This is a genomic window from Ruegeria sp. MALMAid1280, assembly GCF_049195285.1.
Lineage (GTDB): Bacteria > Pseudomonadota > Alphaproteobacteria > Rhodobacterales > Rhodobacteraceae > Ruegeria.
In genome coordinates this window covers 38,573-59,131 of sequence record NZ_JBMIRT010000043.1, presented here as the reverse complement: position 1 = coordinate 59,131, position 20,559 = coordinate 38,573, and the positions used below count along the sequence as shown (strand labels likewise).

Genomic DNA, 20,559 nt, shown 5'->3' with positions numbered 1-20,559 from the left:
TGGTCAGAGTTTTATCCAGGCGGTTTTCAGGTCGAGATATTTTTCGAACGCATGCAGGGACTTGTCATGCCCGTTGCCCGACTGGCGCACCCCACCCAGCGGCACGGTCAGGTCAGACCCGCCATAGGTGTTCACGTGCACGACGCCTGCGCGGATGCCCGCGATCATGCGGTGCGCGCGGCTCAGGTTCGATGTCCACACGCCCGAAGACAGGCCGTAGACCGTCGAGTTGGCCAGCCGGATCGCTTCCTCCTCGTCCTTGAAGGGCGTCACCGACAGAACCGGGCCGAACACCTCGTTCTGGAACAGGTTGTCGGTGGGTTTCACTCCGGTCATCACGGTCGGCGCCATGTAATAGCCACCGGTTTCTTCAAGGATGCGCCCATCGCCAGTGCGGCGCTCGGCGCCTTCGGCCTCGGCCTTGGCGACGAAGTCCAGGTTGGACTCCAGTTCGGAGATCGAATGAACCGCGCCGATTTGCGTGTCCAGGTCCAGCGGGTTGCCTACGCGCATCGCCTCGGCATGTTTGACAAGTTCGGCAACAAACTCGTCGTGGATGTCCTCCTGCACAAGCAGGCGCGATCCGGCGATGCAGATCTGGCCGGCGTTGCGGAAAATACCGCCCGCCGACACTTTGGCGGCCTCGCTCAGATCCGGGGCGTCGTTGAAGACGATGTTGGGGGATTTGCCGCCCAGTTCCAGATAGCAGCGTTTCATGTTCGACCGTGCCGAATACTCCAGCAGCCGCCGACCTGTCGCGCCCGAGCCGGTGAACACCATGATGTCCACGTCCATCGACAGCGCCAGCTTTTCGCCTACCACCCGGCCCGAACCGGTGACGACGTTCAGCACCCCATCGGGCACTCCGGCCTCAGCGGCCAGTTCGGCCAGTTTCAACAGCGACAAGGAGGCGCTTTCCGCCGGTTTCAGCACCACCGAGTTGCCGGTGGCCAGCGCCGGAGCCAGCTTCCAGCTGCCGATCATCAGCGGCATGTTCCACGGTACAATTGCCCCGACAACGCCGACCGGCGCGTGATGGATCAGACCCAGCACGCTGTCCGCCGTGGGGGCGATCTGTCCATAGACCTTGTCGATCGCTTCAGCGTAATAGCGGAAGGTACCGGCCGCCGACATCGGCTCGGCCTTCATGGCCATGGTGATCTCGGTGCCATTGTCACGTACACCTAGAACCGCCAGTTCGAGGGCGTGTTTTTCGATCAGGTCGGCCAGTTTCAGCAGCACTTTCTTACGCTCAGCCGGGGCGCGGCGCGACCAGCGGCCATCTTCGAACGCTGCTCGTGCTGCGGCAATCGCGGCCTCCATATCCGCCGGTGTGCCTTCGGCAATCTGGGTCAGAACCGCGCCATCAATCGGTGACAACACGTCCCTTTGACCACCTTCCGAGGCAGCAACCCAGCGTCCCCCGATGAAGTGAGATCGGGGTGACAGAACCTGAGATCGGAGGGTGTCAATATCGGACTGGTTCATGGCAGGGTTACCCTTGCTGATTGGGGTGATCGGAATCGACCGGTTGCGCGGTCGGCTCGGGTTTCAGCTTGTTGCGGAACTCGTAGTACAGCGTGCGGAAATGAAGCAGCAGGATCAGCACGATCAGCGCCGTCAGGATCGCCGCGATCGGGCGGTCGACGAAATCGAGCGGGGATTTGACCCGTGCCATGGCGCTGCGCAGCTTGACCTCCATGATGCCGCCCAGAACCATGCCGAGGATGATCGGCACAATCGGCAGGTCCAGCCGTTTGAGGATCAGGCCGAACACACCAAACCCGGCGGCAATGGCGCAGTCGGTGATCGAGTTTCGCAGGCTGTAGACGCCGACAAAGGCCAGAATCAGGATCATGATGCCCAGGAACCGGGTCGGTATCTGGATGATCTTCAGCAGCAGGTTGGTCGAGAACAGCAGGAACACCAGAACGATGACGTTCAGCAGGATCAGCGCCATATACAGCGCCATAACAAAGTCCATCTGGTTTTCGAACAGCTGCGGGCCAGGGATGACGTTGTGCACGTAGAACACCGACAGCATCATCGCGGTGAGCGCCTCGCCCGGGATACCCAGCGCCAGCAGCGGGATCATGGCCGCGCCGGGTACGGCGTTGTTGGCGGCCTCGGACGCCACCAGCCCCTCGGGCGAGCCATCCCCGAATTTGTCGGGGTCTTTCGACGTCTTTTGCGCATAGGTGTAGGACAGGAATTGCGAGGTGAATTCACCCGTGCCAGGCACCATGCCCATGAACACGCCGATGCTTGAGGACACGGTAGCCACGCGTTTGATGCCCAGCAGTTCCTTGAGACCGGCAAAGATGTTGCCGCTGACATGCGCCTCGCCCGGTGCGTGGTTCCTTTCCAGCAACAACAGCAGCGCCTGACTGATTGCAAACAGGCCCAGCACGACCACGATCAGATCGACGCCAGATGCCAGCCAGCTTTGGTCAAAGGTAAAGCGGCGGGTGTATTTGACCGGCTCAAGCCCGACCGTATTCAGGAATATGCCGAAGGCTGCCAGCATACCGGCGGCGAAAATCTGCCCGCGATGGGCGAGGATCACCAGAATGATCCCCAGCAGGGCGGCCAGGAAAATCTCCCGGCTGCCGAAATGTGGTGCGATCAGCGCCAGAACCGGAGACAGGATCATCAGGCAGATGATGGCAAAGACACCACCAAAGAACGACGCGGAATAAGCCAGTGACAACGCACGATGCCCCTGTCCGCGTTTGGTCATCGGATAGCCGTCATAGGTGGTCAACGCGTTTACCGCCGTTCCCGGCGTGTTGATCAGAATGGCGGGGATCGCGCCGCCGTACATGGACGAGCCATAGATGCCCAGCAGCAGCGTCAGGCCGACAATGGGCTCAAACGCAAATGTAGCGGGCAACAGGATGGCAATCGCCACCGCCGCGCCGACACCGGGCAGTGCACCGATGATGACCCCACCGATCGAGCCGATCAGAAGGGCGACGATCACCTGCCATTGCGTCAGAATGGAAAGTCCGGACAGAAACGTTTCCATAGCGAACCTCAGAGATAAGTCAGCGCAAAGGCGCGTACGGTTTCCGGCAGGTATTCATAGACGGCACCTGCGGGGATTTTGACCTGCAGAAAGGCGCGGAAAATGACCGTCACCGCCACGCCGAACGCTGCCGCAAGGCCAATGGCCCCGGCACTCCGGAACCCGGTGCGGATTGCAAGAAAAACCGCGAACAGAACGGTGGATGGCAGGTATCCTAAAAGGGGGACAATCGCGACATAGACCAGAAAATAGGCGACGTATTCAAAGGACCGTAACCAAAACGCCACCTCGGGCCAGCGCCCCGGAATACGGTCTGACATGGCCGAGCTGAGCCAGTGCAGAAAGGCAAAGACGGCCATGGCCCAAAGCGAGACCATCGGCCAGAAGCCGGGCTGCGCAAACCACTTGGTCCGTTTGACGACCTGGGTCTGCTCACCCAGTTGGGTCAGGAGAAAAACGGCAAAAACCAGGAAGACCAAAGCAAAAACAACATCGCCGGGCCGACGATATCGTTTGAACATGTCCTGCAATGTCTTGGCTATCATAGTCCCCTCCCTGACCGATGAAAAAGCCGCGCGGGAAACGCCCGCGCGACCCCTGCGGCTTGTTTATTCACCCACGAGGGCCTGGATGGCACCGATCGTTTCGCTGTCGCTTGCGATCTGGGCGTTTGATGCATCGGCATCCAGCCAATAGATCAGAACGCCAGTTTCACCGATCAGGTTCTGAGCCTTCTCGGTCTGCAGCGCCTTTTGCGCAGCGGCCGCGATTTTCTCGCGTACTTCTGCCGGGGTGTCCTTGTGGACGAACAGACCGTTCCAAAGCGCCACGTTCAGATCGGGGTGCAGTTCGCTGACGGTTGGCGTGTCTGGTGTCAGGCTAATGCGCTCGTTGCCAATGCTGGCCAGAACGTTGACGTCGTCCAGGCAGGGCAGGATCAGCTGCAGCGTGGTGTTGATCACGTCTACATCACCAGAGGCCAGTGTATTGCAGTCCAGCGCATCAAATGCAGCCTCGCTTGCAAAGTCGAAGCCCGAGCTGATTGCGGCGGCAAATGTCACCTGGGTGGGCGGCAGGAACGACCCGAAGTGACCCAGCGCCACGTCGTTTTCCTTGCCATAGGCGACCAGTTCTTCCCAGTTGGTGAATGCCGCGTCTTTGCCGGATGCGATCACGAACGGATAGGTCATGAAAATGCCGATCGGCTCGAACGGGTTGGGGGACAGTTCGGGAATGCCGATCTGGGGACCGCCGATGGGAACATCCGTCACGAAGGACCCGATGGTATAGCCATCCGCCGGAGCGGTGGCCACTTCGACAGCGCCGGGGAACGGACCGCCGCCGCCACCGGGCTTGTTCACGACCGCAGCTGGAACGCCGTACATCGCCTGGAATTCGTCGGCGATAATCCGCGTCAGAACGTCTTCCAGATCACCCGGGGGCCACGGAACGACAAAAGAGACTGGCTTCTCTGGATACTCGGCCAGTGCGGCTGTTGCAGAAGCAACAAACGCTGCGGCTGTTAGAACTTTCTTCATTGACACCTCCCGTTAGTGGTTCATTATTTGATCCGCGTTAACAAGAATAATGTTGCTTTGTTAAGCTTGTTCTGTCAAGTATTACCTTAACGGAAGGATGTGAATCATATGGGTACCGCCCTGAACGCCTTGAAAATGCTTAACTACTTTTCAAACGCTCGGCCGGAGATTGGGCTGAGTCAGTTTGCGCGGTTGTCCGGATTGAACAAAGCCACCGCGCTGCGCCACCTTCGGGCGCTTGAGGAATACGGGCTGATCGAACAGAACCCCATGACCAAGTCCTACGCGGTTGGGCCCGCCGCGCTGCGTCTGGCGGCGTTGCGCCAGATCGCCCGTCCCGGGATCGAGAGTGCCCGTCAGAGAATGCAGACTGCCATGCAGGATGTCGGCGAAAGCCTGCATCTTTCGCTGCTTGAAAAGGATTCGCTTCAAACCGCGCTGGTGGTCGAAACGAACCGCCACAGCGTGCGTGTCAGCCTCGACCCCAGCGAGATCCTTCCGATCAATGCGACCGCATCAGGTCTTTGTATGCTTAGCTTTGGGCCATCCTTCTTGCTGGAGCGTCTCGGGCAGGAAGAACAAGTGCGATACACGGACACCACGCTTACTGACCCGGCCAAGATCAAAGCGCGCGTCACGGCAATTGGCCAAGCCGGTTGGGCCAACAGCAATGGAAGCTACGAAAATGGCGTCTATGGCTATGCGGCCCCCATATTCGGCATTGATCAGGTGGCGTTGGGAACCATTGCAATTGCCGTTCCCGAAGGCCGTGCCAACGACGAACGGCTGCCCGAAATCCTGACCGCCCTGCATGCCCTTTCGACTGACCTGACCGCAAGTTTTGGCGGTCAGCTGCCCGATACATTTCCAACCGAATTCCACCTTTGAGCGGGTGGACCAAAAAACCCGGAGACCCGAGACATGAAAGATTCGAACTTTCTGAAAGAAAACAACGCTCGCTACTTCTGGCACCCGATGGCGCACCCCGCTGACAGTCAGAAAAATCCGCCGACCATTCTGAACGGCGGTGAGGGTGTCAGTATTATCGATGTCGATGGTCACAAGGCGCTGGATGCGGTCGGGGGGCTTTGGAACGTCAATCTGGGCTATTCCTGCGAGCCGGTAAAGCAGGCCATTGCCGATCAGCTGAACGCGCTGCCCTATTATTCGACCTTCCGTGGCACCAGCAACGACAAGGTGATCGAGCTGTCTTATGAGCTGGCGCAGTTCTTTGAGCCTGACGGCCTGACACGTGCTTTCTTTACCTCGGGCGGGTCAGATTCGGTCGAGATCGCGCTGAAGCTGGCGCGGCAATACCATAAGGTCCGTGGTGAGGCCGGGCGCACCAAGTTCATCAGCCTGAAACAGGGCTATCACGGCACTCATTTTGCGGCGGCTTCGGTTAACGGCAATCAGAAGTTCCGCGCGGCTTACGAGCCGATGATGCCGGGCTGTTTTCATGTGCCCGCCCCGTGGACCTATCGCAACCCGTTCGACGAGACCGATCCGGAACGTCTGGCGCAGCTCTGCGTCAAGGCGCTTGAGGCCGAGATCGCGTTTCAGGGCGCGAACACTGTAGCCGCCTTTATCATGGAGCCGGTTCTTGGGGCAGGTGGCGTGATCCCACCGCACAAAAGCTTCATGCCGATGGTGCGCGAAGTGTGCTCGAAACACGGTATTCTTCTGATCTCGGATGAGATCATCACCGCTTTTGGTCGTACCGGCAGCGAAAGCGGCGCGCGGCATTGGGGCGTGCAGCCCGACATCATGACCACGGCCAAGGCCATCACCAACGGCTATTTCCCGTTTGGCGCGGCGATGATCTCAGGTGGCGTCGCCGAAGTGTTCGAAAGTGACAAAACGGGCAAGGCGTCGGTGGATCAGGGCTATACCTATTCCGGCCACCCGGTTGGTGCGGCGGCGGCCCTGGCCGCGCTGTCCGAGATCAAGCGCCTGCGCGTCTGGGAAAACGCCGCCGCGCGCGGGGAGGAACTGTTTGCCGGATTGCAAAAGCTGGCCGAGAAATACGATGTCATCGGAGATGTGCGCGGCGGCGAGGGTCTGATGTGCGCGCTGGAACTGGTCTCGGACCGCGCGACCAAGGCGCCGGTTGCCAAACACCTGCCGCTGCAGGTCCAGAAAGCGGCTTACGAAGACGGCGTGATGGTGCGTGTGTCCGGCAACAACATCATCCTGTCGCCGCCGCTGATCATCACCTCCGAGGACGTGGCCAAGATTCTGTCGGCGCTGGATACCGGTCTGGCCTCTCTGTAATTTTTCACATGGCCCTGTCCGGGACGGGCGGGGCCATGTCGGAGGCTCTTGGCCGATTCAGACTTTGACGGCCTGCAGCTCTTCCAGGAGGTCCAGCAATTGGTCCAGTTTCTCGCGGCCCATCTGGGCCTCGATATTGCTGGAAATCGCCAGCGACGTGGCAAGGTTGTTTTCCAGAACCGCGCAGCCCGCATCGGTGATGCGAACCATGGTGCGGCGCTTGTCTTCGTTGTCCTGGCGACGGGTGATCTGGCCCTCGGTCTCCATCGTACGAAGAATACGGGTGAGGCTGGGCAGCAGCAAGCAGGCCTCGTGGGCGATTGCGCTTTGTTCGATCTCGCCCAGCTCGTCCAAAACCCTCAGGATGCGCCACTTCTGTTCGGTGAGCTGGATGTCATGAAGCATATCCCGGATCGGCGCCATGACGGTTTCCCGCGCGCGCAACAGCGCAATCGGAAGGGATCGGGACGTGCTTTTTGTGTGGCTTTGCGTGGTCATGCGGCCTTCTAGAACGCCAATTTGGAAATTGCAAAGATTAACAAGGCAAGTTCTTGACAGCGGGATCGCAAAATAGTAAACATGTTAATCAATAAGGGAGGACACATGCCGCATTTTCACGTCGAGTATTCCGGAAACCTGGAGGACAAGGTCGACATGGGTGACCTGTGTGAATGCATCCGGGCCACGGCTGCCGAGATCGACACCTTTCCGATGCCGGGTATTCGTGTCCGTGCCGTTCGGGTTGATCACTGTGCCATTGCAGACGGCAATCCGGCGCATGGCTTTATCGACATCTCGATCCGCCTGCGCGCAGGTCGGCCCGACGACATAAAACAGGACGCCACGCAGCGCATATTTGAGGCCGTCAGCGCGTTTCTGGCCCCCGCCTTCTCGCACCATTCCATCGCGCTCTCGCTTGAGATGCGCGACATCGACGCCAAGCTTTCGCCCAAGACCGGTACGATCCGCAATCACCTTGGCGCGACCACGCAGGAGACCTGAATCATGAGCGCATTGGACACAAACATCGGAAAACTCGCAGGCTTTCTGGCGCGGTTCAAAGAGACAGGGATCAAGAACCGCATCGCGGGTGAAGACGTTGCCGGGTCTGCCGGCGTGTTTCAATCCACCTCACCGGTCGACAAGTCGGTGATCTGCGATGTTGCCCATGGCACCGCCGAGGACATCGACACTGCGGCCAAGGCAGCCCATGCGGCCTTTGCCGAATGGCGCGAGATGCCCGCCACCGAGCGCCGCCGCATTCTGCTGAACGTGGCAGACGCCATCGAAGCGCGCGCCGAGGAAATCGCGCTGTGTGAATGTTGGGATACGGGCCAGACGCTGCGGTTCATGTCAAAGGCGGCTTTGCGAGGGGCTGAGAATTTCCGCTATTTCGCGGATCAGGTGGTGCAGGCGCGGGACGGCCAGCATCTGAAATCACCGACCCTGATGAATGTCACCACCCGCGTGCCGATCGGGCCGGTTGGCGTGATCACCCCGTGGAACACGCCGTTCATGCTGTCGACCTGGAAGATCGCGCCCGCTCTGGCAGCAGGCTGCACCGTGGTTCACAAGCCCGCCGAAGATTCGCCCCTGTCAGCCCGCCTGCTGGTCGAGATTGCAGAAGAGGCCGGGCTGCCCAAGGGTGTGCTGAACACCGTGAACGGCTTTGGCCCCGATGCGGGCAAGGCGCTGACCGAGCATCCACTGATCAAGGCCATCGCCTTTGTCGGCGAAAGCCGCACCGGCAGCATTATCACCAAGCAGGGGGCAGATACGCTGAAGCGGATGCATTTGGAACTGGGCGGCAAGAACCCTGTCATCGTCTTCGATGACGCCGATCTGGATCGGGCGCTGGATGCGGTGATCTTTATGATCTACTCGATCAACGGTGAGCGCTGCACCTCGTCCTCGCGCCTGTTGGTGCAGGACAGCATCAAGGATGAATTCGAGGCCAGGCTGATCGAGCGCGTGAACAACATTAAGGTCGGCCATCCGCTGGACCCGGCAACCGAAATCGGCCCGCTGGTGACAGAAGAGCACTATAACAAGGTCACCAGCTATTTCGACATCGCCGAAGAAGATGGCGCAACCGTCGCGGCGGGGGGCGAGAAACTGGGCGACGAAGGCTATTTCATACGCCCGACCCTGTTCACCAACGCCACCAACCAGATGCGCATTGCGCGCGAGGAAATCTTTGGCCCGGTCCTGACCTCGATCCCGTTCTCGACCGAGGAAGAGGCGCTGCAGGTGGCCAATGATACGCCCTACGGTCTGACCGGCTATGTCTGGACCAACGACCTGACGCGGGCATTGCGCTTTACCGACAAGCTTGAGGCCGGAATGATCTGGGTGAACTCGGAAAACGTCCGTCACTTACCCACGCCCTTTGGTGGCGTCAAAGCGTCGGGCATCGGGCGCGACGGCGGCGACTGGTCGTTCGAGTTCTACATGGAGCAAAAGCACATCGGCTTTGCCACCGGCCAGCACAAGATCATGCAATTGGGCAAGCTGTAACGGCCTGCCCTTGCAGAAACCGGAAACGCGCGCACCGCAACCTGCAGGAGGAAGAAATGGGAGAAATCGTTCTCGCAGCCAAAATGACCCATGTGCCGACCATGCTGATGTCCGAGCAGGAAGGCCCGGTCAAAGGCGCGCGTCAGGCCGCGATTGACGGGCACCGGGAAATTGCACGACGGGCAAAAGAGCTGGGCGCAGATACCGTGGTGATCTGCGACACGCATTGGGTCGTCAATGCGGGTTTTCATATCAATGCAAACAAGCATTTCGAGGGGCTGTTCACCTCGAACGAATTCCCGCAATTCATCAAGGACCTGCCTTACGCATATGACGGCGACCCGGCGCTGGGGGATGCTATTGCGGACATTGCCACGAATAAGGGCGTGCACACTCTCAGCCATCAGGTCGACAGCCTGGAACTGGAATACGGAACCCTTGTCCCGATGCGCTTCATGAGCCGCGAGGCAGAGTTCAAAGTGGTCTCGATTGCGGCCTGGTGTACCGTTCACAGCCATGATGAAAGCCGCCTTGTCGGTGAGGCCATCCGCGAAGCGGTCGAGGCCAGCGACAGCAAGGTTCTGCTGGTTGCGTCAGGTTCACTGAGCCACAAGATCTGGCCGAACAAGGATTATGCCGCAAACAATGGTACATTCACCATCAGTTCGGAATTCAACCGCCAGGTCGATCTGCACGTTCTGGACATGTGGCAAGCCGGGGATCACGCTACATTCCTGAAAATGCTTGGCGAATATGCCAATTTCTGCTGTGGCGAAGGGTCGATGCATGACACCGCCATGCTCTATGGCGCGCTGGGGTGGGACACGTATGAAGCGAAATGCGAGGTTGTCACCGAGTATTTCCCGTCCTCCGGAACCGGGCAAACCAACGTAATCTTCCCGGTGACCTGAACAGGCGGGCAGACGCGCAACGCATTTTGGAGAGGAGACGAACATGGGAAAGATTGTACAGGCCGCGAAGATTACGCATGTGCCAAGTATCTGGATGTCCCACACGATGCCGAAATACAAAGGCATCCGCCAGCCTGCCATCGATGGCTATGCGCGCCTGCGTCAGGATGCGATCGACCGCATGGTCGATACATTCATCGTCTTCGACACCCACTGGATCACCAATCAGGGCTTTCACCTGAACACGAAAGAACACCACAAGGGCCGTTTCATCAGCCACGAATTGCCGCACATGCTGGCGGACATGGAGTTCGACTATCGCGGTGATCACGAACTTGGCGACACCATTCTTGATGTTCTGCGCGAGCGTGGCGAGAGGGCTTTGGGGCATTCGCACCCCGATATGGGCATGGAATACGGCACGTTGCTGCCGATGCACTTTATCAATGACGGCGTGAACGCGCGGGTTCTGCCCGTGGCGGTCAACCAGTTCTCGTCGATTGCTGAAAACCGGGTTTGGGGCGAGGCCATCGCCGAAGGCATCCGGCGGTCTGACCGGAACGTCTCGATCCTGGCCTCGGGGTCGCTCAGCCATGATTTCACGCCCAATGAACGCTCGGTCGATGGTCTGAATTCGGTGAACGGCGAATTCAACCGACAGATGGACATGCGCGTACTGGAACTGTGGGAGCAGGGCCGGTTCGAAGAGTTTCTGGAACTTCTGCCCGACTATGCCAAGAAATGCGCCGGCGAATGCGCCATGAACGATACCGCCTTGCTGTTCGGCGCTCTTGGATGGGGCAGCTACAAGGGCGAGATCGATATCTACACCCCGTATTTTGGTAGTTCCGGAACTGGGCAGGCCAATGTCAGCTTCTCGGTGTAAGGCCGGGAACACAGGGAAATTCGAATGACTGAACTGCGTCTCAACGATCCCGGCCTGCTTGCCGAAAAGGCGCGGGTCGGGTCCAGATGGGTGGATGTGTCCGAGGTTTCAAGCGCGATTGCCGCTACCAACCCGGCGACGGGTGAGGTGATCGGCCGAGTGCCCAATCTGGGCGCTGCAGAAACGTCCGAGGCAATTGCCGATGCGCAGCGTGCCCAGAAAGACTGGGCCAAACGGACCGCAAAAATGCGCAGCCAAGTCTTGCGTCGCTGGTACGACCTGATGATGGAAAACCAGGATGATCTGGGCGCTATCCTGACCGCCGAACAGGGTAAGCCGCTGGCCGAGGCCACGGGCGAGATCGCCTATGGCGCCAGTTTCATCGAGTGGTTCGCAGAAGAGGCGCGCCGTGCTTACGGGGATATCACGCCTGATCATGCGCCGGACAAGCGGATCATCACCGTCAAACAACCCATCGGCGTTGTGGCCGCGATCACGCCGTGGAACTTTCCCAACGCCATGATCACCCGAAAGGCCGGCCCGGCTTTTGCGGCCGGTTGCTCGATGGTGTTGAAGCCCGCCAGCCAGACACCGTTCTCGGCAATTGCACTGGCTATACTGGCCGAGCGCGCAGGGCTGCCCGCAGGCCTGTTCTCGGTTGTCACCGGTTCGGCCCGCGCCATTGGGGGCGAGATGACGTCGAGCCCGATCGGGCAAAAGCTGACCTTCACCGGATCGACCGAGATCGGCGCGATGCTTTATGCGCAATGCACCCCGACGATCAAAAAACTGGGGCTGGAGCTGGGCGGCAACGCGCCTTTCATCGTGTTCGACGATGCCGATCTGGATGCCGCCGTCGAAGGCGCCGTGATCGTCAAGTTCCGCAACAACAGCCAGACCTGCGTTTGCGCAAACCGCATCTATGTGAAGGCCGGGGTTTACGATACCTTCGCGGAAAAGCTGGCGTCCAAAGTGTCGCCCCTGCCGACCGGCAACGGGTTTGATGAGAGCATCATCTTTGGCCCGCTGATCGATCAGGCCGCCGTGGACAAGGTGGCCGAACATGTCGAAGACGCGACCTCGAAAGGGGCCAAGGTGGCGCTTGGGGGCAAACCCCATGCATTGGGCGGCACCTTCTTTGAGCCCATCATCCTGACCGGCGTGACCTCGGACATGGCGGTGGCGACCGAGGAAACCTTTGGCCCCGTCGCACCGTTGTTCAAGTTCGAGACCGAAACCGAAGTTGCGGCCGCCGCCAATGATACCGAGTTCGGGCTTGCCTCTTATTTCTATTCCCGCGATCTGCCCCGTGTCTGGCGTGTGTCCGAGGGGCTGGAATACGGCATGGTCGGCGTCAACACCGGCCTGATTTCGACCGCCGAAGCCCCGTTTGGTGGCGTCAAGATGTCGGGTCTGGGGCGCGAAAGATCCCGCTATGGGCTCGATGACTTCATGGAACTCAAATACATCTGCATGGGCGGCATTGAACCCGCCGAGGAGGCCTGATGCGCTTTGCGACTTTCTCTGCCAATGGTGAAACCTTTTTTGGCGCAATCACGGATACCGGCGCCATCGCGCTGAACGGCGAATTTCCCTATTACGGCACCCTTTACGAGGTGATTGCTGCCGGGGCGTTTGACGATCTGGTCAAAGCCGCAGAGGATAAAGCGGTGACCCATACCGACTTTACCTATGAAATGGTGATGCCGGATGTGCGTCGCATCCTGTGTGTCGGGGTGAATTTTCCGGATCGCAATGCGGAATACAAGGACGGCAGCGCGCAGCCGAAATACATGTCGCTGTTCCCACGCTTTGCCAGCGGCTTCACCGGTCATGACCGCCCTCTGATCCGCCCGCCGGAAAACCACACGCTGGATTACGAAGGTGAGGTTACCATCGTGATCGGCAAGGCCGGGCGCCGGATTTCGCAGGAGGATGCTTACGACCATATCGCAGCCCTGACCCTGTGCAACGAAGGCACGATCCGCGACTGGGTGCGCCACGCCAAGTTCAACGTCACCCAAGGTAAAAACTGGGACAACACCGGCGCCATCGGCCCATGGCTGGTACCCTTCACTGATGCAGCCCAACTGGATGATGCGCGTATTCAGACCCATGTGAATGGTGAGTTGCGTCAGGACGACACCCTGAACCGCATGATGTTCCCGATCCGGCGCGAGATCGAATATATCTCGACCTTCATGACCCTGCAGCCGGGCGACATCATCGTCACCGGCACACCGACGGGGGCAGGGGCGCGGTTTGATCCTCCGAAATATCTGGCCCCGGGCGATGTGGTCGAGGTGTCGGTCGAAGGCATCGGCACGCTGCGTAACACGGTTGAGGACGAACAGGTATGACCCCTGAGGATCACACAAGCGCCGCCGCTGATCTGCTGCAGGCAGAGCGTACGCGCCAGCAGATCGGCCTACTGACCCTGCGCCACCCCGAGATGGGGATGGACGACGCCTATGAGGTGCAAAACGCCATCTATCGCCAGAAGCTGGCCGAAGGGCGCAAGGTGATCGGCTGGAAGATCGGCCTGACCTCGAAAGCCATGCAATATGCGCTGAACATCGACATTCCCGACAGCGGCATCCTTTTCGATGACATGGCCTTTGAACACGGCGGAACCGTTCCCGCGGGTCGGTTCATCCAGCCGCGGATCGAAGCCGAGATCGCCTTTGTGATGAAATCCGCGGTTGGTGGTGAAAACGTCACCCGCAACGACATCATCGCCGCCACGGATTACGTCGCGCCCTCGATCGAAATCCTCGATACGCGTATTCAAAGGGTCGACCCCAAGTCGGGTAAAGCGCGCACGGTGTTCGACACGATCAGTGATAACGCGGCCAATGCAGGCATCGTGCTGGGCGTGGATCGGCACGCAGTGGATGCATTTGACCTGCGTTGGGTCGGTGCGCTGACCCTCCGTAATGGTGAGATCGAGGAAACCGGTCTGGGCGCGGGCGTGCTGGACGATCCGGTCGAAAGCGTTGTCTGGCTGGCCCGTCGCATGGCGCAATACGGCCAGAGTATTGAACCCGGTCAGATTATCCTGTCCGGCAGCTTTATCCGGCCGATCGAATGCCCGCCCGGTACTGAGATTCATGCTGATTTCGGGCCATTTGGTTCGGTCGATATCAATTTCGCCTGAAAGGAACACCGCACATGCCTGCGCCGAAGAACACGTTCAAAGCCGCTCTCAAGGCCGGGCGCCCGCAGATTGGCTGCTGGGTTGGGATGGCCAACGCTTATACCGCCGAAATCGCGGCGACCGCGCAGTTCGACTGGCTGCTGGTCGACGGTGAACACGCGCCGAACGATCTACGCTCGATCCTAGAGCAGGTGCAGGTGATCGAAGGATCGGGCAGTGCCCCGGTCGCGCGCTTGCCGATTGGCGAAACGTGGATGATCAAGCAATATCTGGACGCAGGCGTGCAGAACCTTCTGGTGCCCATGGTCGAAAGCGGCGATCAGGCGCGAGAACTTGTGCGCGCGGTGCAATACCCGCCGCATGGCATTCGGGGCGTGGGATCGGCATTGGCGCGGGCCTCGCGGTTTGCGGCCATCCCGGATTACCTGAAAACGGCGGATGAACAGGTTTGCCTGCTGGTGCAGGTGGAAAACCAAAAGGGTCTGGCGGCGCTGGACGATATTCTGGCAACTGATGTGGACGGGGTGTTTATCGGCCCATCCGATCTGGCCGCCGATATGGGCCATATCGGCAATGCCGGTCACCCTGACGTGGTTCAGGCCGTGCTGGACGCGCTGACCCGCATCGTGGCTGCGGGCAAGGCGGCGGGTATCCTGACCCTTGATTCGGCAATGCAACGCAAATGCCTGGATATCGGTGCCAGCTTTGTGGCCACCGAAATCGACGTGACCCTGTTTGCAGCAGCAATGCGAAACGCTGCCAAAGCCGGGCTGAGCCTGCTGCCGGACCAGACCGCCTCGGGCGTTGTGGAAACCGCGGCGGCCAGCAAATACCTGCAGCAGCTCTGCAAACACTGGTCGCACAAGGCCGAGGTTTTCTTTGACGAAACAAAGGGCAGCGTGACCTTCCCGGATGGCGACAGTTTGACCCTCAAAGCGAACGGCGACAGCCTGAGCCTTACCGCTGCAACCGGTCCGCGCGGCGATTTGGCGCGTTGGAAGGATGTGATCGAAGCTCACCTGGTGCGATTTGCCTTTCATGAAGAGCTCCGCATCGATTGGTCCGAATAGGAGCGCCAGAGAGATGCCAGACCCTATCTACGCCATCGGGGACATCCACGGTCAATTGCACATGTTGGAGGACACGCTGGCGCGCATCGAAAAGGACGGCGGGCCTGATGCGCACATCGTCTTTATCGGTCATTACACCGATCGCGGCGCTCACAGTCGGCAGGTTCTGGATCTTTTGGTGAACGGGCAGTCCGAAGGCAAAAACTGGACGTTCCTGCGCGGTAACCACGATCAGATGTGCGCAATGTTTCTTGAGGACTACCCACGTAATGATGCACGCCTGCTGGTTGGGTACCATTGGTTGCATCCCCGGATAGGCGGTGTTGAAACGCTGAACTCTTATGGCGTTGAGGTCAGCGAAGGGGACCGAACCTATCAGGTCCATGCCAGGGCCAAAGCCGCGGTGCCACAGGTCCATGTCGATTTTCTGGCAGGTCTGTTGCCCTACTATCTGCACAAAGACCTGCTGTTCGTCCATGCAGGCATACGGCCCGGCATTGCCTTGCATCGTCAGGATCCCGACGATCTGATCTGGATCCGAGAAGAGTTTCTGGACTGCCGGGACCCTCACCCATGGCTGGTTGTTCACGGCCATACCCACGTCGCCACCCCTGAACACCGTGGAAACCGTGTGAATATCGATACCGGAGCAGGATATGGCAACCCGCTGACCGCCGCGGTTTTCGAAGGGTCAGAATGTTGGGTGCTGGAGGACACGGGGCGAAAACCTCTGACCTGCGTTAAGCCCAGATAATGAGAGAAAACGTTCTCTGACTGGAAGAACCACAAGCCCGCGCTGATGGGGGCGTAAGCAAACGTCAGGTGGCATTCGTGAATACCGAATGGCGCTGCGGTGCGTTCCGCCTTCTGTTGCTGGGCTGGTTATTGCGTAAGCGCGGCGGGTCTTCATTTTCCACCCTATACATCCGGTTTCTGTCTCGGTATGGACTGTGCTTCGAATTTGATCCGTGTGTTGGACGCTCTGAGGGTGACAGCATCACCCAAGAGAGCCGAGCCATGAAACAGACACTCGCAGATGCGCTGAAGCGCAAAGGATATGACACCCTGACCCCTGTCCAGGAAGCCGTGACCGCGCCCGAGTTGCAGGGGCGGGACCTGTTGGTTTCGGCGCAGACGGGATCGGGGAAAACCATCGGGTTCGGCCTGGCCATCGCACCGACCATTCTGGGCGACGCGCAGGTTTTTGATACAGCAGATGCGCCTTTGGCTTTGGTCATCGCGCCAACGCGAGAGCTTGCGATGCAGGTCAAACGCGAATTGGGGTGGCTTTACGCCGATGCGGGGGCGTTCATTGCCTCATGCGTTGGTGGCATGGATATGCGTGATGAACGCCGGGCGTTGGCGCGTGGTGCGCATATCGTTGTCGCAACGCCGGGGCGCCTGCGCGACCATATCATGCGCGGCTCGATCGATCTGACGGCCGTGCGCGCCGTGGTTCTGGATGAGGCCGATGAAATGCTCGACCTCGGGTTCCGCGAGGATCTGGAGTTCATTCTTGAGCAAACCCCGACAGACCGCCAGACGCTGTTGTTCTCGGCCACGGTTCCCCGCGCCATTGTCAGCCTTGCCGCCCGGTACCAACGCGATGCCGAGCGTGTCAGCACCGTTAGTGAACGGACGCAGCACGCCGATATTGAGTACCGCGCGATGAATGTAGCCCCCCGTGATGGTGAAAACGCTATCATCAACGTGTTGCGGTATTACGAGGCACCGAATGCCATCGTGTTTTGCAACACGCGCGCCATGGTCAGCCGTTTGACCGCCCGCCTGTCCAATCGCGGGTTCTCGGTTGTGGCGCTGTCGGGCGAACTGACCCAAAGCGAACGGTCCAACGCCCTGCAGGCCATGCGCGATGGGCGCGCCCGTGTCTGTGTGGCAACCGATGTCGCCGCACGCGGAATTGACCTGCCGAACCTGGATCTGGTGATCCATGCCGAACTGCCCAATAGCCATGAAACCCTTCTGCACCGCTCGGGCCGGACCGGGCGGGCAGGGCGCAAAGGGGTCAGTGCCCTGATCGTCCCGCCGGCGTCGTTCAAAAAGGCACAGCGTCTGTTGAAATTCGCCAAGCTGACCGCCGAATGGGGGGCTGCCCCGTCCGCAGATGAAGTCAACGCACAAGATATGCAGCGGATGTTCGGCTCGGACGACTGGCTGTCGGATGTGACAGAGGCCGAACGCGTGTCCGTTGATGAACTGGTGGCAAAGTTCTCGCCGGAACAACTTGCCACGGCCTATGTCCGCCAATACCAGCGACAGCATTCCGCACCGGAAGAGTTGAGCGACGTCAAGGAAGCTGCACCAAAGCCGAACGTGCCCTTTGGCCCGAGCGTCTGGTTTTCGCTTTCGGAAGGGCGCAACGACAATGCGTCGCCGCGATATCTTCTTCCCATGATCTGCAAAGCCGGCAACATCACCAAATCCGATATCGGTGCGATCCGCATCGCCGATAGCGAGACCTTTATCGAAATTCGCGAAAGCAGCGTTTCTGGCTTCTTGGACGCGATCGGACCTGAGATGAAGATCGAGGGTACAAAAGACATCGTGCAGCTGGACACGGCCCCCGATATTCCGGGCCCTGCGAAAAAAGGCCCTAAGCAGGGTGTGAAAGGCAAAAAGGGCTGGGAAAAGACCGGGCAAAAACCGCAGCGCCTCGCCGAGCCGCAACCCGCCAAGGCCCGAAAAAAGACACCGCCCAAACCCGCGGACAAGGTGAAAGCGGACGCCAGGCCCAAACGTGATCATATTGGCAAAACTCCGGACCGTCCGAAAGGCCCACCGCCGCCCAAGGGTAAGCCAAACAGCAAGAAAAACCGTGCACGCGCTGCCGCAGCAAAGGGCGGCAATGCTGTACCGAGACGCTCGAAATAAGTAAATCGCCTGATCCCGCGCCTCCGTCAAAGCAAGGTGTCCGCGACCGATTGATCCGAGGGACACGAATTTGGTGCGACAATGAATCATTGGCGATAATTTCGGCTAAAACTGCCCGATTGCCGCTCTGCCAGATCCCGGTCAACCACCGGGCCAAGGCATCGGAAACACATTGTCTTCGGTGCCCTCCAGTGGCTGGGAAACTTTGCGCGTCGACCGATGAAGAAGCTCAACGCCCAATTGGTGCGAGAGTTTGGCAAGCCGTGCACGGGGCACGGCCGGAACCAGGATCTGTTGCGAAGTTTTGACTGGCGACAGCGATAGCGTTGTACCGGCAGGCTAAGCGGCCAGCTCTGCAAATTACCGAAACGGACAGACTCCGGGCGTGATTTGACCTTTGCGGATCATGTGTGCCACTTCGATTCCGTCAAGGGTCGCCGCCGCTGAAGCGAACGCCTTGAACCCTAGCATTGGCCGGATGCGTCTTTTGATGAAACGATGGTCCTGTTCCACGATGTTGTTCAGGTATGTCCGCCTCACCATCTCAATCGGGATCGGGCAACCAAAGCCTTTCAGCATTTTGTTGATCGCCTTGATACCAGCTGTGTTGGCACCACTTTTGTCGATGACGATCTTGCGTGGAAGGCCGTTGACCTCCAGCATTCGAGCAAAGAATTTAATGGCGGCAGGCTTGTTCCGACGGTGTGAAAGCATGAGATCGAGAGTTTTGCCGTGTTTGTCGACCGCTCGGTAGAGGTAAACCCATGATCCCTTTATTTAAATATACGTTTCGTCCATTCGCCAGGAGCGGTCGCATGGGCCTTTGCGGCGGCGTGCTGTTTCAGCGATTGCGCAAGAGTACCGTGTCACCCAGCGGTTCAGCGTCGTGTGATCGACGGAAACACCTCGCTTTGCCATGATCTCTTCCAGATCGCGGTAGGAAACACCGTATCGAACGTAGAAGAATACTGCGAATAGGATCACATCTTTCGGATACTGTGCACCTTTGAAGGAAATCATGAGTTGGCTTTCGACTAGTTGGGACCGAAAGCCATCCACGCGCGAAACCCCAGCGCGTCAACAGCTAAATCTTTGCAACAGAGCCGCCGCTGGGTTCCAATCCAATCGCAGACACCCAATCCCGCACAAGTCGGCCATATTGGCGGGTTGAGATATGTGGGCGGTCATGAAACCGGCTGGGAAAAATGAAACGGCAGCCAATCATTTCCGGCGGCTTGATCCATGCGGCAATGGTATCCCGTGTGTTTTCAGAGAGTTCGAACTGAACGGGTCGTCGGGTTTTGCTCTGGATCACAGACACCCTTTCGCGAACGCGATCATCTCTTACCAAATCGCTGACGAACAGTTTCAACAAATCGCATCCGCGAAGCTTGCTATCAATCGCCACGTTGAACAGCGTGGGATCACGCAGATTCCTGGCCAATTCGAGCCGCGCGCGGATTGCCCAGACTTGTTTCGGCAACAGCGGCCTTTTCTGGCCGACGATCCGGCCCTTGTTCCAGGCTATTCGTTTCGGGGTGATCGCGGGAAGTTGGACTCTTGGCATATTGGGCCCTCCAATCCTCCCGCCAAACCCAGACATCAGCACCGCGTTGACACCTGAATATTACTGTTAGTTTGAATGCCCGTTGTCCGATTGCTTGTTCTCCGGGAAACGCTGTGAGTGCATTGGGCTGGTCTGAGCCCAAGGCGGTCATCGCAATTTCACGCTGCGTGCGCTCGCAGCGCCGATTTTTCTGCGTGGGCACGAAACTCCATGATGCGGCGCAGCTACGACTTCGGCCGTTCGTGCACTGCGCGGCACATCTTGAAAAGCCAATTCACGGGTCGCGGACTTAGCCGTCGTTGTTGTTCAAGGTGTTTGCTGACGCATCATCCGTTCGCCGGCGCAGCACGCCCATCGCTGCGTTGCAGCCGATTTCGCCCGACCGGTCATTCAACTGTTCTAATCCCATTCCACCACACTTCTTGCGCCAGCGGAAATCGGTTTGTTCAAATAAGCCGATCCGTCTGTTTGCATCAAGACGGGACATCTCTTGCCCCATCAGGACTTCAACCTGATGTAACTTCGAGACAATCTCCTCGGGTTTCGGTCTCATGTTTGCCATTCTGGGTCCTCCGTATTCTAAACAATGCGGTGGACCAGTTCAGATGGGGAGGCTCAAAAGCATCACGGTATTTACTATTTCCGCCTCCGAGCTCAATCAACGATAGGCGAACGAAAATGCCCTTCACCTTACCATCGCCCGCAATTCAGAAGCAGGT

General features: G+C 59.0%; 18 protein-coding genes and 2 pseudogenes. 12 read left to right on the top strand and 8 right to left on the bottom strand.

The features are described 5' to 3' along the window. Positions 1 to 3 precede the first annotated feature (3 nt). The 4 genes from ACOQFT_RS07950 to ACOQFT_RS07935 all read right to left on the bottom strand — a co-directional run bounded on the left by ACOQFT_RS07950 (position 4) and on the right by ACOQFT_RS07935 (position 4,566). Positions 4 to 1,488 carry an aldehyde dehydrogenase gene (locus tag ACOQFT_RS07950; protein WP_421597407.1) on the bottom strand — a complete coding sequence of 495 codons (1,485 nt, stop codon included), beginning with the start codon at positions 1,486 to 1,488 and terminating at the stop codon, positions 4 to 6. Positions 1,489 to 1,495: 7 nt separating this feature from the next. Then, positions 1,496 to 3,028 (bottom strand): tripartite tricarboxylate transporter permease, encoded by a 1,533-nt coding sequence (locus ACOQFT_RS07945; RefSeq protein WP_421597406.1) that lies wholly within the window; start codon positions 3,026 to 3,028, stop codon positions 1,496 to 1,498. An 8-nt stretch (positions 3,029 to 3,036) separates the two neighbouring features. Beyond that, positions 3,037 to 3,573 carry a tripartite tricarboxylate transporter TctB family protein gene (locus tag ACOQFT_RS07940; RefSeq protein WP_421597405.1) on the bottom strand — a complete coding sequence of 179 codons (537 nt, stop codon included), beginning with the start codon at positions 3,571 to 3,573 and terminating at the stop codon, positions 3,037 to 3,039. 63 nt (positions 3,574 to 3,636) lie between these two features. Then, the gene (locus ACOQFT_RS07935; protein WP_421597404.1) at positions 3,637 to 4,566 is read right to left on the bottom strand and encodes a tripartite tricarboxylate transporter substrate binding protein; all 930 of its coding nucleotides are present in this window, start codon (positions 4,564 to 4,566) and stop codon (positions 3,637 to 3,639) included. Positions 4,567 to 4,674: 108 nt separating this feature from the next. On the opposite strand from ACOQFT_RS07935, the gene ACOQFT_RS07930 reads away from it, so the two are divergent. Further along, positions 4,675 to 5,454, top strand: a complete 780-nt coding sequence (locus tag ACOQFT_RS07930) for an IclR family transcriptional regulator (protein ID WP_421597403.1) — start codon at positions 4,675 to 4,677, stop codon at positions 5,452 to 5,454. 33 nt (positions 5,455 to 5,487) lie between these two features. Then, the gene (locus tag ACOQFT_RS07925) at positions 5,488 to 6,840 is read left to right on the top strand and encodes an aminotransferase class III-fold pyridoxal phosphate-dependent enzyme (protein ID WP_421597402.1); all 1,353 of its coding nucleotides are present in this window, start codon (positions 5,488 to 5,490) and stop codon (positions 6,838 to 6,840) included. A gap of 57 nt (positions 6,841 to 6,897) precedes the next feature. Here the strand turns inward: ACOQFT_RS07925 and hpaR are convergent, their stop codons facing one another. Further along, positions 6,898 to 7,338 (bottom strand): homoprotocatechuate degradation operon regulator HpaR, encoded by a 441-nt coding sequence (gene hpaR, locus ACOQFT_RS07920; RefSeq protein ID WP_421597401.1) that lies wholly within the window; start codon positions 7,336 to 7,338, stop codon positions 6,898 to 6,900. A 105-nt stretch (positions 7,339 to 7,443) separates the two neighbouring features. Here hpaR and ACOQFT_RS07915 point away from each other — a divergent pair, with 105 nt between their 5' ends. From ACOQFT_RS07915 to ACOQFT_RS07870, 10 genes are all read left to right on the top strand, one after another. Next, entirely contained in the window at positions 7,444 to 7,842 is a 399-nt protein-coding gene (locus ACOQFT_RS07915) for a 5-carboxymethyl-2-hydroxymuconate isomerase (protein ID WP_421597400.1), read from the top strand. Between the two features lie 3 nt (positions 7,843 to 7,845). Beyond that, a complete protein-coding gene (gene hpaE, locus ACOQFT_RS07910) occupies positions 7,846 to 9,357 on the top strand; it encodes a 5-carboxymethyl-2-hydroxymuconate semialdehyde dehydrogenase (protein WP_421597399.1) in 1,512 nt (503 codons plus the stop codon). Between the two features lie 56 nt (positions 9,358 to 9,413). Next, complete coding sequence (hpaD, locus tag ACOQFT_RS07905; protein ID WP_421597398.1) at positions 9,414 to 10,268, top strand: 3,4-dihydroxyphenylacetate 2,3-dioxygenase; 855 nt, start codon at positions 9,414 to 9,416, stop codon at positions 10,266 to 10,268. Positions 10,269 to 10,311: 43 nt separating this feature from the next. Further along, entirely contained in the window at positions 10,312 to 11,154 is an 843-nt protein-coding gene (gene hpaD / locus ACOQFT_RS07900; protein WP_421597397.1) for a 3,4-dihydroxyphenylacetate 2,3-dioxygenase, read from the top strand. 24 nt (positions 11,155 to 11,178) lie between these two features. Continuing rightward, positions 11,179 to 12,660 carry an NAD-dependent succinate-semialdehyde dehydrogenase gene (locus ACOQFT_RS07895; protein WP_421597396.1) on the top strand — a complete coding sequence of 494 codons (1,482 nt, stop codon included), beginning with the start codon at positions 11,179 to 11,181 and terminating at the stop codon, positions 12,658 to 12,660. Beyond that, positions 12,660 to 13,514 (top strand): fumarylacetoacetate hydrolase family protein, encoded by an 855-nt coding sequence (locus ACOQFT_RS07890; RefSeq protein ID WP_421597395.1) that lies wholly within the window; start codon positions 12,660 to 12,662, stop codon positions 13,512 to 13,514. The genes ACOQFT_RS07895 and ACOQFT_RS07890 overlap by 1 nt, the downstream gene beginning before the upstream one ends. After that, the gene (gene hpaH, locus ACOQFT_RS07885; RefSeq protein ID WP_421597394.1) at positions 13,511 to 14,311 is read left to right on the top strand and encodes a 2-oxo-hept-4-ene-1,7-dioate hydratase; all 801 of its coding nucleotides are present in this window, start codon (positions 13,511 to 13,513) and stop codon (positions 14,309 to 14,311) included. The genes ACOQFT_RS07890 and hpaH overlap by 4 nt, the downstream gene beginning before the upstream one ends. A 14-nt stretch (positions 14,312 to 14,325) precedes the next feature. Further along, positions 14,326 to 15,381, top strand: a complete 1,056-nt coding sequence (locus ACOQFT_RS07880; RefSeq protein ID WP_421597393.1) for an aldolase/citrate lyase family protein — start codon at positions 14,326 to 14,328, stop codon at positions 15,379 to 15,381. Positions 15,382 to 15,394: 13 nt separating this feature from the next. Next, the gene (locus ACOQFT_RS07875) at positions 15,395 to 16,135 is read left to right on the top strand and encodes a metallophosphoesterase family protein (RefSeq protein WP_421597392.1); all 741 of its coding nucleotides are present in this window, start codon (positions 15,395 to 15,397) and stop codon (positions 16,133 to 16,135) included. 263 nt (positions 16,136 to 16,398) lie between these two features. Then, positions 16,399 to 18,273, top strand: a complete 1,875-nt coding sequence (locus ACOQFT_RS07870; RefSeq protein WP_421597391.1) for a DEAD/DEAH box helicase — start codon at positions 16,399 to 16,401, stop codon at positions 18,271 to 18,273. Positions 18,274 to 18,633: 360 nt separating this feature from the next. Here the strand turns inward: ACOQFT_RS07870 and ACOQFT_RS07865 are convergent. From ACOQFT_RS07865 to ACOQFT_RS07855, 3 genes and pseudogenes are all read right to left on the bottom strand, one after another. Beyond that, a pseudogene (locus ACOQFT_RS07865) lies at positions 18,634 to 19,293 on the bottom strand (IS6 family transposase). An 85-nt stretch (positions 19,294 to 19,378) separates the two neighbouring features. Beyond that, positions 19,379 to 19,840 (bottom strand): annotated as a pseudogene (locus tag ACOQFT_RS07860) (integrase); the annotation flags it as partial. A 289-nt stretch (positions 19,841 to 20,129) separates the two neighbouring features. Continuing rightward, positions 20,130 to 20,393 (bottom strand): hypothetical protein, encoded by a 264-nt coding sequence (locus ACOQFT_RS07855; protein WP_421597390.1) that lies wholly within the window; start codon positions 20,391 to 20,393, stop codon positions 20,130 to 20,132. Between the last annotated feature and the right edge of the window lie 166 nt (positions 20,394 to 20,559).

Bases quoted from the DNA above. Each gene is read 5' to 3' on its own strand.
- ACOQFT_RS07935 (WP_421597404.1), bottom strand. From the start codon at position 4,566: ATGAAGAAAGTTCTAACAGCCGCAGCGTTTGTTGCTTCTGCAACAGCC.
- ACOQFT_RS07940 (WP_421597405.1), bottom strand. From the start codon at position 3,573: ATGATAGCCAAGACATTGCAGGACATGTTCAAACGATATCGTCGGCCC.
- hpaD (WP_421597398.1), top strand. From the start codon at position 9,414: ATGGGAGAAATCGTTCTCGCAGCCAAAATGACCCATGTGCCGACCATG.
- hpaD (WP_421597397.1), top strand. From the start codon at position 10,312: ATGGGAAAGATTGTACAGGCCGCGAAGATTACGCATGTGCCAAGTATC.
- ACOQFT_RS07880 (WP_421597393.1), top strand. From the start codon at position 14,326: ATGCCTGCGCCGAAGAACACGTTCAAAGCCGCTCTCAAGGCCGGGCGC.
- ACOQFT_RS07950 (WP_421597407.1), bottom strand. From the start codon at position 1,488: ATGAACCAGTCCGATATTGACACCCTCCGATCTCAGGTTCTGTCACCC.
- hpaR (WP_421597401.1), bottom strand. From the start codon at position 7,338: ATGACCACGCAAAGCCACACAAAAAGCACGTCCCGATCCCTTCCGATT.
- ACOQFT_RS07870 (WP_421597391.1), top strand. From the start codon at position 16,399: ATGAAACAGACACTCGCAGATGCGCTGAAGCGCAAAGGATATGACACC.
- ACOQFT_RS07915 (WP_421597400.1), top strand. From the start codon at position 7,444: ATGCCGCATTTTCACGTCGAGTATTCCGGAAACCTGGAGGACAAGGTC.
- ACOQFT_RS07895 (WP_421597396.1), top strand. From the start codon at position 11,179: ATGACTGAACTGCGTCTCAACGATCCCGGCCTGCTTGCCGAAAAGGCG.
- ACOQFT_RS07890 (WP_421597395.1), top strand. From the start codon at position 12,660: ATGCGCTTTGCGACTTTCTCTGCCAATGGTGAAACCTTTTTTGGCGCA.
- ACOQFT_RS07855 (WP_421597390.1), bottom strand. From the start codon at position 20,393: ATGAGACCGAAACCCGAGGAGATTGTCTCGAAGTTACATCAGGTTGAA.
- ACOQFT_RS07945 (WP_421597406.1), bottom strand. From the start codon at position 3,028: ATGGAAACGTTTCTGTCCGGACTTTCCATTCTGACGCAATGGCAGGTG.
- hpaH (WP_421597394.1), top strand. From the start codon at position 13,511: ATGACCCCTGAGGATCACACAAGCGCCGCCGCTGATCTGCTGCAGGCA.
- ACOQFT_RS07925 (WP_421597402.1), top strand. From the start codon at position 5,488: ATGAAAGATTCGAACTTTCTGAAAGAAAACAACGCTCGCTACTTCTGG.
- ACOQFT_RS07875 (WP_421597392.1), top strand. From the start codon at position 15,395: ATGCCAGACCCTATCTACGCCATCGGGGACATCCACGGTCAATTGCAC.
- hpaE (WP_421597399.1), top strand. From the start codon at position 7,846: ATGAGCGCATTGGACACAAACATCGGAAAACTCGCAGGCTTTCTGGCG.
- ACOQFT_RS07930 (WP_421597403.1), top strand. From the start codon at position 4,675: ATGGGTACCGCCCTGAACGCCTTGAAAATGCTTAACTACTTTTCAAAC.